The 12773-nt window shown below is 65.6% G+C and carries 12 protein-coding genes; 8 read left to right on the top strand and 4 right to left on the bottom strand.

Annotation, left to right across the window (positions count from 1 at the left end; all coding sequences use genetic code 11):
• Nucleotides 1–52: 52 nt before the first annotated feature.
• Entirely contained in the window at nucleotides 53–1153 is a 1101-nt protein-coding gene (locus XH92_RS38255) for an asparaginase (protein WP_194456651.1), read from the top strand.
• Here XH92_RS38255 and XH92_RS38250 read toward each other — a convergent pair.
• A complete protein-coding gene (locus XH92_RS38250) occupies nucleotides 1132–1695 on the bottom strand; it encodes a sigma factor-like helix-turn-helix DNA-binding protein (protein WP_194456650.1) in 564 nt (187 codons plus the stop codon). The two genes, XH92_RS38255 and XH92_RS38250, sit on opposite strands and share 22 nt — an antisense overlap.
• A 174-nt stretch (nucleotides 1696–1869) precedes the next feature.
• Between XH92_RS38250 and XH92_RS38245 the strand changes: the two genes are divergently transcribed.
• The 5 genes from XH92_RS38245 (at nucleotide 1870) to XH92_RS38225 (ending at nucleotide 8479) form a co-directional block, all read left to right on the top strand.
• Nucleotides 1870–2850 carry a helix-turn-helix domain-containing protein gene (locus XH92_RS38245; protein ID WP_246787994.1) on the top strand — a complete coding sequence of 327 codons (981 nt, stop codon included), beginning with the start codon at nucleotides 1870–1872 and terminating at the stop codon, nucleotides 2848–2850.
• A gap of 60 nt (nucleotides 2851–2910) precedes the next feature.
• Entirely contained in the window at nucleotides 2911–3717 is an 807-nt protein-coding gene (locus XH92_RS38240) for an MBL fold metallo-hydrolase (RefSeq protein WP_194456649.1), read from the top strand.
• 88 nt (nucleotides 3718–3805) lie between these two features.
• Nucleotides 3806–5668, top strand: a complete 1863-nt coding sequence (gene htpG / locus XH92_RS38235; protein WP_194456648.1) for a molecular chaperone HtpG — start codon at nucleotides 3806–3808, stop codon at nucleotides 5666–5668.
• Between the two features lie 176 nt (nucleotides 5669–5844).
• Entirely contained in the window at nucleotides 5845–7050 is a 1206-nt protein-coding gene (gene zigA / locus XH92_RS38230) for a zinc metallochaperone GTPase ZigA (RefSeq protein ID WP_194456647.1), read from the top strand.
• Between the two features lie 280 nt (nucleotides 7051–7330).
• Nucleotides 7331–8479, top strand: a complete 1149-nt coding sequence (locus tag XH92_RS38225) for a DUF3095 domain-containing protein (protein WP_194456646.1) — start codon at nucleotides 7331–7333, stop codon at nucleotides 8477–8479.
• 72 nt (nucleotides 8480–8551) lie between these two features.
• Here the strand turns inward: XH92_RS38225 and XH92_RS38220 are convergent, their stop codons facing one another.
• The 3 genes from XH92_RS38220 to XH92_RS38210 all read right to left on the bottom strand — a co-directional run bounded on the left by XH92_RS38220 (nucleotide 8552) and on the right by XH92_RS38210 (nucleotide 11199).
• Complete coding sequence (locus XH92_RS38220; protein ID WP_194456645.1) at nucleotides 8552–8995, bottom strand: DUF2147 domain-containing protein; 444 nt, start codon at nucleotides 8993–8995, stop codon at nucleotides 8552–8554.
• Nucleotides 8996–9146: 151 nt separating this feature from the next.
• Entirely contained in the window at nucleotides 9147–10532 is a 1386-nt protein-coding gene (locus tag XH92_RS38215) for an MATE family efflux transporter (protein ID WP_194456644.1), read from the bottom strand.
• A gap of 136 nt (nucleotides 10533–10668) precedes the next feature.
• Nucleotides 10669–11199, bottom strand: a complete 531-nt coding sequence (locus XH92_RS38210) for a GNAT family N-acetyltransferase (RefSeq protein WP_194456643.1) — start codon at nucleotides 11197–11199, stop codon at nucleotides 10669–10671.
• A 139-nt stretch (nucleotides 11200–11338) separates the two neighbouring features.
• On the opposite strand from XH92_RS38210, the gene XH92_RS38205 reads away from it, so the two are divergent.
• Both XH92_RS38205 and crcB read left to right on the top strand, forming a co-directional pair.
• Nucleotides 11339–11938 carry a superoxide dismutase gene (locus XH92_RS38205; protein ID WP_021078629.1) on the top strand — a complete coding sequence of 200 codons (600 nt, stop codon included), beginning with the start codon at nucleotides 11339–11341 and terminating at the stop codon, nucleotides 11936–11938.
• A gap of 178 nt (nucleotides 11939–12116) precedes the next feature.
• Entirely contained in the window at nucleotides 12117–12503 is a 387-nt protein-coding gene (gene crcB, locus XH92_RS38200) for a fluoride efflux transporter CrcB (RefSeq protein WP_194456642.1), read from the top strand.
• The last annotated feature ends 270 nt before the right edge of the window (nucleotides 12504–12773 follow it).

Raw genomic sequence — 12773 nt, 5'->3', positions numbered from 1 at the left:
TGCGCGACAAAACCACGAGTTGTGACCAGGAAATGTGTCGCTGGGGGAAGAAATGACGCTGCACTCGCTTCGATCAACTCGTTCCGCGCGCACCATCATCGGCCTTGCCGCAGCCCTCGTGGTCGGGCTTGCGTCGCCGGTCATTGCACAGCAGTCGCCCGCCGGCGGCGCTCTGGCCCGCGTGCTCGTGCTCGGCACCGGCGGCACCATCGCGGGCCAGGCCAATGTGCGCGCCGGCAATGCCTACGATTCGGGCAAGGTCAGTGCGGCCAATCTGATCGCGGCCATTCCGGGCATCGACAAGCTCGCCCAGATCTCGGCCGAGCAGATCTCGTCGATCGGCTCGCAGGACATGAATGACAAGGTCTGGTTCGACCTCGTCAAGCGCATCCGTTCCGCGATCGACAACAAGGAGGTCGACGGCGTCGTCATCACGCATGGCACCGATACGATGGAGGAGACAGCGTTCTTCCTGCAGAACGTGCTGGACACCGACATGCCGGTGGTGCTGGTCGGATCGATGCGGCCCTCGACCGCGATCGGCGCCGACGGCCCCGCCAATCTCTACGAGGCGATGCGGGTCGCCTCCGCGCCGGAATCGCGGGGCCGCGGCGTGCTCGTGGTGCTCAACGATACCATCCATGCGGCGCGTTGGGTGCAGAAGACCAATACCACCAGCGTCGAGACGTTCCGTTCGCCGGATGGCGGTCCGGTCGGCTATGTCGACACCGGCTCGTTGCGCTTCCTGCAGCCGGTCGCGTCAGTCAAGGGTGCCAAGCTGAAGCTGCCGGACGCGCCACCACTGCCGCGGGTCGACATCATCTATTCGCACGCCAACATGGATGCCGCGGAGGTCGAGGATGCGGTCAAGCGCGGCGCCAAGGGCATCGTGCTGGCCGGCGTCGGTGACGGCAATTCGTCGAAAGGTGCGATCGATGCGCTGGCGGCGGCGGCGAGGCAGGGTGTCCTGGTGGTGCGTTCGACCCGGGTCGGCTCGGGCTATGTCAACCGCAACGTCGAGGTCGAAGACGACAAGCTCGGCTTCGCGGTCTCGCTCGATCTCAACCCGCAGAAGGCGCGCGTGCTGCTTGAGCTCCTGATCGCAAACGGCATCACGGAGTCCGCGGCAGTTCAACAGGCGTTCGCGCGGTAGATCGTGGGTTTCGACGTGCCACTTGCAGGGCTCGCCTCCGGCGCCGCCCTGGCTGCTGCGCGCCGCGCCGCGAGCAGCAGGCCGCGGGCCTCCGCGATCCGCGACATCACGGTGGTGACGGGAACGCCGGTGACCTCGGCGATCTCCTTGTAGGAGAGATCGATCATTTCGCGCAGCGCGATGACCTCCCCGAGCGGCGCGGGTAGCTCGCCGATGAGTTGCCGGATTGTCGGCGTGACGCGTCGGCCGGACTTGTCTTTGTTGCCGGCATCATCCGCCGCTACGCGGCCGCCGAGTTTTTCGCCACGTTTTTCCTGACAGACGGTTTTGAGGATCGCGAGCAGCCAGGGCCTGATGGCGGTGCCGCGAAAGCCGTCGAACTGGCGCAGTGCGCGCAGATAGCAGTCCTGCACGGCCTGTTCGGCGTCCGCCTCGGTACGCATCAGGACCTGGGCGAACGCATAGGCATCGTCGAGCCAGGGCAGGGCGGCGTCACGAAACTGCTGCGCCGTTTTATTCCCGGCTTTCGCACCTTGCATCATAGGGTTGCATCTCGTGAATAGCTTTACCGTCAACCGGCGGAGTGGTATCAGGCTCCCCGCCGGAGTCGTGGACCGTCGCGCCAAGCGTAGGGACAGGAACGACATGCGCACGCCGGGAAGAGCGCGATCGTTCGTCGCCTCGTTTCGATCGATCGCGCTTTCGGAGCACGGATCATGTCCGAGACACAGGTGCCCAACCGGTTCTCGATCTTCCATCACGGCCTGGCGAAAGGGCCGGCCTATGAGGCTTGGCGCGAAGGCATTTGCCGCGGCTTCTGCCGGCTCGATGTCGGACCGACCGACGACAACCGCATCGATTGCCACAACGAGTTCACGCTGCTGCACACGGTCGCGATCGCGACGCCGCGCGGCGGCTCGGCCCGTTTCGCGCGGACCCGCGCGCTTCTGGACGACGGCTGCGACGACCTCGTTCTGATCTTTGCGACGCGCGGCACGGTGCAGGTCACACAAGGCAGCAAGGCGATCGAGCTCCAGCGCGGCCAGATGTGCCTCACCGAGATGAATATCGTCGGCTCCGCCGATCTCACCCAGTCCGGCAGCTTCACGACGACGCGGTTTCCGCGACGCCTTTTGCTCCAGGTCGTCCCCACGGCGGAGACGCAGCTGGCGCGCCCGCTCGGGCGGGAGCGGGCCTTGAGCGCGATGATCGAGCGCTATTCGGCGCTCTGCACCGAGCTTGCCGGCGATCTCGATGTGCCGGGCCAGCAGGCGGCGGCACATCACCTTGCCGATCTGGTCGGCCTCGTGCTCGGCAGCCGTGCCGAACGGAAGGAGCTGGCCGCTCGCGACGGCATGGCGAAGGCGCGGCTCGATCTGATGAAGGCCGACGTCCTGAAGAATCTCGACAATGGCAAGCTCACGATCGAGGCCATCGCAAAGGCGAATGCGCTGAGCACGCGCCAGGCGCAACGCCTGTTCGCGGCCGAAGGCACGACGTTCTCGGAATATGTCCTCGATCAGCGCCTGCTGCTGGCGCGGCGGCTGCTGCTCCATGCGCAGGGCGCCGGCCGCAAGGTCAGCGACGTTGCCTATACGGTGGGCTTCAACGACCTGTCCTATTTCCACCGCGCCTTCCGCCGCAAGTTCGGCGCGGCTCCAGCGGAGATGCAGATGGAACTGGGGCGTCGGCATTGAACGCGCCTCGCTGCTGACGTAGATCAGGGGATCAGCTTCAACCCCACGCGTGTGGTCTCAATGCCCCTCTGGATTTGCGAACAATGCGGCGCGCAATTCCCTGAAACCGCGGCGCCGCCATCGTCCTGCCCGATCTGCGAGGACGAGCGGCAATATGTGAACTGGAAAGGGCAGGCATGGCTGACACGCGAGGACCTCGCCGGGCGGCATCGCTTGATCTGGCGCGACGATCTCGGCCTCGTCGGATTGGCGCTCGAGCCGTCCTTTGCGATCGGGCAGCGCGCGCTGCTGGTGCCTGACGGCGGCGGCTGCGTGATGTGGGACTGCGTGCCGCTCGTCACGCCGGAGGCGATCGCGCATGTCAAATCGCTCGGCGGGCTGAAGGCGATCGCGATCTCCCATCCGCATTATTATGGCGCGGTCTCCGACTGGAGCGCGGCGTTCGACGACGCGCCGGTCTATCTGCACGGCGACGACGCGCAGTGGGTCACGCGGCCCTATCGGTCTATCCTGCCGTGGCAAGGCGACAGCTATCGCATCTCCGACGACATTCTGCTGGTGCGGGGCGGCGGACATTTCGCCGGCGCCACCATGCTGCATTGGCGCAAGGGCGCGGACGGGCGCGGTGCGCTCTTGACCGGCGACATCGCGATGGTGGCGATGGATCGCCGCTCGGTCAGCTTCATGTATTCCTACCCGAACTACATCCCGCTCAACGCAACCGCGGTCCGCCGCGTCGCGCGCGCGGTCGCGCCGCTGGCGTTCGATCGGATCTACGGCGCCTGGTGGGGCAAGAACATCGCGACCGATGCCAAGGCGGCGTTCGACCGTTCGGTCGCGCGCTATATTGCGGCGATCTCGGACTGACGGGTTCCGCCCCGCTCGTCTTGCCAGGCGGCGCGATCGCGCTATATCAGGGCTTTCCCGCCACTTTCCCGATTGTCCGAGTTTCTGCATGACCACAACTGCCGCCGCCGAATCCCAGCCGTTCCAGGCCGAGGTTGCCGAATTGCTGCACCTGATGGTGCATTCGGTCTATTCCGAGACCGATATCTTCCTGCGCGAATTGATCTCGAACGCGTCGGATGCCTGCGACAAGCTGCGCTATGAGGCGATCGCCAATCCCGGCCTGATCACCGACGGCACGCCGCCGGAGATCAGGATCGTCCCGAACAAGGCGGCCGATACGCTGTCTGTGATCGACACCGGCATCGGCATGGAGCGGCAGGAGCTGATCGACAATCTCGGCACCATCGCGCGCTCCGGCACCAAGTCGTTCCTGTCGAAGCTGACCGAGGCCAAGGACGGCGCGAACCTGATCGGCCAGTTCGGCGTCGGCTTCTATGCTGCGTTCATGGTCGCCGATAGGATCGTCGTCACCAGCCGCCGTGCCGGCTCGGACGAGGTCTGGGTGTGGTCGTCGGAAGGCGGCAGCGGCTTCGAGATCGCCCCGGCCAGCGAGGAGGCCGCCGGGCGCGTCGCGCGCGGCACCGAGATCGTGCTGCACCTGAAGAAGGACGCCGCCAAATATCTCGAAGCTTATGAGATCGAGCGCATCGTCCGCGAATATTCCGACAACATCCAGTTTCCGATCCTCCTGGTGCCGGAGGAGGGCGAGCCGCGCCAGATCAACTCGGCGAGCGCGCTGTGGCAGCGCTCGAAATCCGAGCTCAAGCCGGAAGACTATGCGCAAGCCTACAAGCAGATCGCGGGCGCGTTCGACGAGCCGGCGATGACGCTGCATTACCGTGCCGAGGGCCGGCAGTCCTATGCCGTGCTGCTGTTCGCGCCGTCGCAAAAGCCGTTCGACCTGTTCCAGGTCGAGCGCAAGGGCAAGGTCAAGCTCTATGTCCGCCGCGTCTTCATCGCCGACGATGCCGAACTGCTGCCGGCCTACCTGCGCTTCATCCGCGGTGTGATCGACAGCGAGGATCTGCCGCTCAACATCTCACGCGAGATGCTGCAGAACAATCCGCAGCTCGCGCAGATCCGAAAGGCCGTCACCAGCCGCGTGATCGGCGAGCTGGAAACTCTCGGCGAGAAGGAGCCGGAGACCTTCACCAAGATCTGGGACGCGTTCGGCCCGGTCATCAAGGAAGGCCTGTGGGAGGATTTCGAGCGCCGCGAGAAGCTGCTGGCACTGGCGCGCTTCACCACGACGTCGGGCGAGAAGCGCTCGCTGAAGCAGATCGTCGACGACTTCAAGCCGAACCAGACCGAGATCTACTATCTGGTCGGCGACAGCATCGAGCGGCTGAAGTCGAATCCGAAACTGGAATCGGCGCGCGCCCGCGGCATCGAGGTGCTGCTGCTCACCGATCCGGTCGACGCGTTCTGGACCTCGGCGCCGCTCGAGTTCGGCGGCAAGCCGCTGAAGTCGCTGAGCCAGGGCGATGTCGATTTCGGCCTGATCCCGCTTGCCGACGACAAGGAGGACAAGAAGGACGAGCCTGCGGCCGATGCCGCGACCACGATCGCGGTGATCAAGGATGCGCTTGGCGAGCGGGTCTCCGACGTCCGCGCCTCGCAACGGCTGACCGCGAGCGCATCGTGCCTCGTCGCCGGTGGCGATGCGCGCGACCGCGCGCTGGAGCGCTTGCTCGCCCAGCAGAACCGCGGCGAGATCACCAAGCCGATCCTCGAGATCAATCTGCGCCACCCGCTGGTCGCCGCGCTCGCGAGCGACACCGCGCAGGCGAAGGACCTGTCGCTGTTGCTGTTCGAGCAGGCGCAGATCCTCGACGGCGAGATGCCCGACGATCCTGCCGCCTTCGCCAGCCGCATGAACCAGCTCGTGCTGCGCGGCTTGGGGAAGTAGCGGCGCGGTCCATTCCTGTCATCCGGGCTACGCACTTGTGGGAACGGCAAAGCTGACGGCGCCCAACTCCGGCGCTTGACAGCCCGCTGTCTCAATGATGTTATGTTATAACATTACATAGACCCAGTGCCCCATGCCCAGCCGCCGTCCATCCCTCCAGCAACTGTTTGATCTCGATGCAAAAACTCCCCGTCACCATCTTGTCCGGCTTCCTCGGGGCTGGAAAGACCACTTTGCTGAACCACGTCCTGAACAACCGCCACGGCCTGAAGGTTGCGGTGATTGTGAACGACATGAGCGAGGTGAACATCGACGCCGATCTCGTTCGCGATGGCGGTGCGAACCTGTCCCGGACTGATGAGAAGCTGGTCGAGATGAGCAACGGCTGCATCTGCTGCACCCTGCGCGACGATCTCCTGAAGGAAGTGCGCGCGCTCGCCGAGAGCGGCCGCTTCGATTATCTGCTGATCGAATCCACCGGCATCTCCGAGCCGCTGCCGGTCGCCGCGACCTTCGAGTTTCGCGACGAAGATGGCCAAAGCCTCTCCGACGTCGCGCGCCTCGACACCATGGTCACGGTGATCGACGCCGCCAATCTGCTGAAGGACTATGCCTCGACCGATTTCTTGAGCCAGCGCGGCGAGGCGCTCGACGGCGACAAGCGCACCCTGGTCGACCTCCTGGTCGAGCAGATCGAGTTCGCCGACGTCGTGGTGCTGAACAAGATCGACGCGGCGACCCCCGCGCAGCGCGAGGCCGCCCGCACCATCGTGCGCGCGCTCAACCCGGACGCCGACCTCGTCGAGGCGAGCTTTGCACAAGTCCCGTTCGACCGCGTGCTCGACACCGGCCGCTTTTCCCATGAGCGCGCGCAGCAGCATCCGCTCTGGCACAAGGAGCTGTACGGCTTTGCCGGGCATGTGCCGGAGACCGAGGAATACGGGATCACGAGCTTCGTCTATCGCGCGCGGCGCCCGTTCGATCCGGTGCGCTTCCACGGCTTCCTGCGCGAGAGCTGGCAAGGCGTGATCCGCGCCAAGGGCCATTTCTGGATCGCGACGCGTCCGGACTGGTGCGGCGAGATGAGCCAGGCCGGCGCGATCGTCCGGACCGAAGGCCTCGGCTCATGGTGGGCGGCGATCCCGCGCGAGCGCTGGCCGGATCATCCCGACTGGCGGCTGATGATTCAGCGGAGTTGGAACGACCTCTATGGCGATCGCCGGCAGGAGCTGGTCTTCATCGGCTCCGGCATGAACGAAGCCGACATCTGCCGCCGTCTCGATGCCTGCCTCATCACCGGCCGGCCGGGCATGCACCCGCAGGCCTGGGCAAAACTGCGCGATCCGTTTCCGCCATGGCGCAGGGCCGGCGAGGCGGCGTGAAGTGACAGAACCGCGCCTTCAGTCCCCGTCATCCCCGCGCCAAGGCTTCGCCTTTGTCGCTGGAGGTGCGAGCGAAGCGAGCCTCGAAGGATGAATCGGCCCCGGATGTCTTCGTGGGGCACATCCGTTCGTGGCGACAGGCGGGCCGTCGATCCTTCGAGACGCCGCTCCGCGGCTCCTCAGGATGACGGGACTTCATCCGGGCTACGTTTCAAAACCCGTCGCAAACCGCTGCGTATCTGCTACAGAGTCTTGCAGAAGCGAACAACACGGCGTTGCGATGGCTGGCGGCAGCGAGATCTTCTACGGCGGCATTCCGGTGTTTCGCGGCTTCGCGCGGCTGATGGAGCCGGCGCTGTATGCGCCGCTGCCCGATGACTGGACGGTCGGCGTCGCCGATATCGTGGAGTCGACCAAGGCGATCGCGGCGCAGCGCTACAAGGCGGTCAACATGGCGGGTGCCGCGGTGGTCGCCGCCGTCACCAATGCGCTGGAGGGCCGCGAATTCCCCTTCGTGTTCGGCGGCGACGGCGCGAGCTTCGCGGTCGCGCCTGCCGATCTCGACCGCGCGCGCGAGGCGCTGGCGGCGACCGCGCGCTGGGTGCGCGACGATCTCGAGCTCGTGCTGCGCGTGGCGCTGGTGCCGATGGCGGCGATCCGCGCCTCCGGCGCCGACGTCCGCGTCGCGCGCTTCGGGCCGTCGGCCAATCTGTCCTATGCGATGTTCTCCGGCGGCGGCCTGGCTTACGCCGATGCCGCGATGAAGCGCGGCGAGTTCGCGGTCGATCCGGCGCCTCAGGGCACGCAGCCCGATCTGTCCGGCCTGTCCTGCCGCTTCGAGGTGATGCCCTCAGTGCGCGGCGTCATCCTCTCGGTGCTGGTGTTGCCGGCAAAGGACGCCGATCCCGCCGCCTTCCGCAAGGTGATCGAGGATATTGTCGTGCTGATCGAGAAGAGCCCGGAGGCTGGACGGCCGGTGCCTGCAAACGGTCCGCCGCTGCGCTGGCCGCCTCAGGGAATGGAGTACGAGGCGCGTGCGCGGCGCGGCGGCTCGCTCGCACTCCGCCGCGCCACGGTGCTCGCGTTCACGCTGTGGGCCTACACGCTGATGCGGTTCAACATCCCGGTCGGCAAGTTCGTGCCGAAAAACTATGTGCGGCAGGTGGTCGAGAATTCCGACTTCCGCAAGTTCGACGACGGCCTGCGCATGATCCTGGATTGCACGCCGGAGCTCGCCGCGGAGCTCGAACAGCGCCTGGTTGCCGCCGCCGCGCAAGGCATCGTGCGCTATGGCCTGCACGAGCAGGACGCGGCGATGATGACCTGCTTCACGCCCTCGGTGATGCGCGCCGACCACGTCCATTTCATCGACGGCGCCCGCGGCGGCTACGCCTCGGCCGCCACCGTGCTGAAGACGCGCGCGGTGTGAGTTGTTGCAACATCGGGATTCTGCTCCCTCCCCCGCACGCGGGAGCGGTGAAGGAAATATCCCGCCTGGCCCTTACCGCCCGACACGCGTCCAGGTCTCGCCGCCGCACAGCGCGCCGACGCAGCCTTCGACGCGCAGCGTGCTCTCGCCGGTGACCGAGACGCTGCTCGCATAGGTGCCGCCATCGTCGGCATTGTAGATCTGGCCCGACCATTTGCCGGCGGCAACCGGCTGCATGCCGGAGAATAGCGGCAGCCCGATGATCGGCCGGTTGGCCAGCGAAGGATTGGGATTCTTGTTGTCGACCTGCGGCTTGCCGGTCATCGGATCGATCGGGTCGCGCAGGCTCACCACCACGCCGCAGATGCCGCCGCCGCATTTGCTGACCTTGACGCGGGCATCGCCGGCCTGGGTCTGCCAGACGCCGAAAGGCTCAGGCGCGTTCTGCGCATGCGCGGCAGGCACGGCAAGTGCCGTCGCAATGATTGCGATCACGAATCCCAGTCTGCAGGCCATGGCTCATCCCCCAAGAAGCCGGCCTGCATAGCAAGTCGAAAGATTTCTGCAATGTCATATTTGCGCGATCAGGCGCGCGGTACCCGGAAAATTTTATTGCCTTCTTGCCGGATGGGTCATGCTCAGGCAACGCTCGGCTGCGCCGCAGTGGTTATCCCCAGCGGGTCAGCTTGATTGATATGATAGTGGCGAGGCCGAATGCCACCATCGCAGCTCCGACCAGCGCAAACAGCGTCCAGGCCGGCGCACTTGCCGCCGCAAGCCACCAGCCGCCGATGCCGACCAGCAGCAGGCGGATGGTCCCGGCCAGCACCGGCCCGCCGACCTTGGCCGCGCCCTGCGAGGAAAAATACAGGCAGACGCCGACGCCAAAGAACCCGAAGGTCGGGCCGGCCAGCGCGAAATAGGACGAGGCCGCGGCAGTCACACCGGGATCGGTTGTGAACAGCGCAATCCATAGCGTCGGCTTGAGTGCGACCACGAGTCCCACCAATCCGACGACGAGCCCGGCAACCGTGCCGGCGGTCCATGCCACCTTGCGGGCGCGCGTGACGAGGCCGGCGCCGATTGCCATACCGACCATCGGCACAGAAGCGACGCCGACCGCGAATGCGATCGGGATCAGCAAAAATTCCAGCCGCGAGCCCATGCCGTATCCGGCCAGCGTCTCGGTACCGAAGCCGGCCAGGATCTTGGTGAAGATCAGGATGGTCAGCACGCTCTGCAGCGGCGACAGGCAGGAGATCGCGCCCACTTTCAGGATGTCGAGGAACATCGCGCGCTGGAAACTGAATGCGGCGAAGTCGAGCTTCAACCGGCTGCGGCCCGAGGCGAGATACCAGGCGAGGAAGATCGCACCGCACGTGAACGCCGTGAACTGGCCAGCGGCAACGCCGCGCATGCCGAGGCTCGGCACGCCGAACAGCCCGAGTCCCAGCACTCCGCCGACCGCGATCTGCGTCAACGAGACGCTGATCAGTGTCATCGAGGGAACGCGCATGTCGCCGGTGCCGCGTACGACGGAGGCGAGCGTGTTGACCAGCCAGATCGAGATCGCGCCTGAGAACAGCACCTGCGAGTAATGCATCGACTGCTCGAGCACGCCGCCGTGGCCGCCGAGCAGCGCATAGAAATTTCGACCGAAGCCTAGCATCATCACGGTGAAGAACAGGCCGAGGCCGACCCCGATGATTGCCGCATGCAGCGCCAGGTCGGCGGCGCGGTCGCGGTCGCCGGCGCCAAGCGCGCGGCTGATCGCCGAGGAGACGCCGCCGCCCATCGCGCCGGCTGACATCATCTGGTTCAGCATCGCGAACGGAAACACCAGCGCGATGCCGGCCAGCGGCTCGGTGCCGAGCCGGCCGATGTAGGACGTCTCGGCGACCGCGACCAGCGTCGAGCCGAACATCGCAATGGTGTTGGGGACCGCCAGCCGCAGCAGCGTCGGCAGGATCGGCGCCGTCAACAGATGATCGACCGGGACCGCAGGCGCGGCCGCGGCGGGGCTGATGTCGTCGATCGAGGCGTCGATGGTCATGCGTCAGCGGCTCACTTCGCAAGCGGGAGAGGGCGCACTGCAATTCGACGCCAGTGAACCGGGCTCGCAATCAATAAATGATGCTTGACATGTTACGAGTCTGAGCTGGGCCTCGCCACCCGCGCCCGCGCAGGGGTCACCACGGCAGGCCGCATAGGTCGATCTTGCCCTGGCGCGGCGCGCGGACGATGTCGTTGACGAACGGCGCCATCGCCTCGAAGCGGATCTGCCCGGAAGGCTGTTCGCAATAGACTTCGCCGGCGAAGGGATGCCAGCCACGCGCCTGATAGAACGCGAAATTGTGCGGCTCGCAGAATAAGATTGCAAATTTCACGGCGTCGTTGGCACGAATGGTGTGCACGGCGGCGTCTAACGCGAGCGACGCATAGCCGCGTCGCCGGCAATCCGCGCGGGTCGAGACCCCGCCGATGCCGCCGACATGCACCTTGTGGCCATTCCAGGTGATGGTCCGGAAATAGATACCGGCATGGCAGGCCAGCCCGCTGTCGTCGGGCGCGTCGAGCAGCACGCGCAAATCGGCGTGAGCCCATTTGGTGTCCGCCCATGGTTTATTCTCCATGATATCCGGGCTCCAGACCGACCGGAGCAGCGGCTCGGCGCGCCGCCACGACGCATCTCCGTTGAGAATGTCGATTTCGATGCTCATCGCATTGGGTCCTGGTCTGCTCTTCGGCTGTGCCGATCTGTCATACACGATCCGAAAATGCGGTGTTTCTCCGCCGTGGAACCTTCTATAAGGGGGACCCGTTAAGTGTAGTCTCCCACCCTCTGTTGGACATTACCCCATGACCTTCACGCTACCCGATCTGCCCTACGCCCACGACGCCCTTGCGCCATACATGTCCAAGGAAACGCTGGAGTTTCACCACGACAAGCATCACCAGGCCTACGTCACGAACGGCAACAACGCGATCAAGGGGACCGAATTCGAAGGCAAGTCCCTCGAGGAGATCGTGAAGGGCTCGTTCGGCAAGAACGCGGCCGTCTTCAACAATGCCGGCCAGCACTACAACCACATCCACTTCTGGAAGTGGATGAAGCCGAATGGCGGCGGCAGCAAGCTGCCCGGCCGGCTGGAGAAGAAGATCAACGAGGACCTCGGCGGCTTCGAGAAGTTCAAGACCGACTTCGCCGCCGCCGGCGTCGGTCAGTTCGGCTCCGGCTGGGCCTGGCTGCAGGTCAAGGGCGGCAAGCTCGAGATCGCCAAGACCCCGAACGGCGAGAACCCGCTGGTCCATGGCGCGGTGCCGATCCTCGGCGTCGACGTCTGGGAGCACTCCTACTACATCGACTACCGCAACCGCCGTCCGGACTATCTGAAGGCGTTCGTCGACAGCCTCGTCAACTGGGATTACGTCGACGAGCTGTTCGGCAAGGCCGGCTGAGCGTACTCGCTGTCATTCTGGAATCCATCGATCCGCAGGTCCGGTGGATGAATGGATTCCGGGCTCAGCCCTGCGGGCTGCCCCGGAATGACGTTGTGAGAGTTTTCGAGGGCGGCAGCCACGGCTGCCGCCCTTTTGTTTCCTTGCGACGGTCGCGGCCTTGCGGCACAAAGTGCGCATGGGGCAACTCGCAAGCTATCTCCTCGTCTTCTTCGGCGGCGGCCTCGGCGCAACGTTGCGGCACCTGATCAACGTCACCTGCGCGCGCTGCATCGGCACCGCGTTTCCCTACGGCACCTTCATCATCAACATCACGGGATCGACCGTGATGGGCCTGATCGCCGGCTATCTCGCCTTCAAGGGAGAGGCCTCGCAGCCCTGGCGGCTGTTCCTGATGACCGGCATCCTTGGCGGCTACACCACCTTCTCCGCCTTCTCGCTCGACGCCGCACTGCTCTATGAGCGCGGCGAGCTCGGCCTTGCGGTGTTGTATGTCGCGGGCTCGGTGGCATTGTCGATCGCCGGCCTGTTCGCCGGGCTTGCGATCGTGCGGCATTTGACCTGAGTCTTTCTCCATCGTGAGGTGAGCACGCGTCTCAGGCTCCCTCTCCCCTTGCGGGAGAGGGTGGGGAGAGGGGTGGCCCCGAGCGAGCTGATCGAAGAGTGCACCGCTCTCGCAAATCGTTCGCTTGGCGTCGTAAGGAACGGAGGGGCCGCGTCGTGTGGCGCCCCTCTCCCCAGCCCTCCCCCGCAAGGGGGGAGGGAGCCCTGCCGCCGATGCGTCCCTCACGCGCGCCCGCTGGGGCCGCGATGCCGTTCATCACCGCGTGCGGCG

Source organism: Bradyrhizobium sp. CCBAU 53421, from assembly GCF_015291625.1.
Lineage (GTDB): Bacteria > Pseudomonadota > Alphaproteobacteria > Rhizobiales > Xanthobacteraceae > Bradyrhizobium.
Note: the sequence above shows the minus strand (reverse complement) of the source record. Positions and strands in the feature narration are given on the sequence as shown.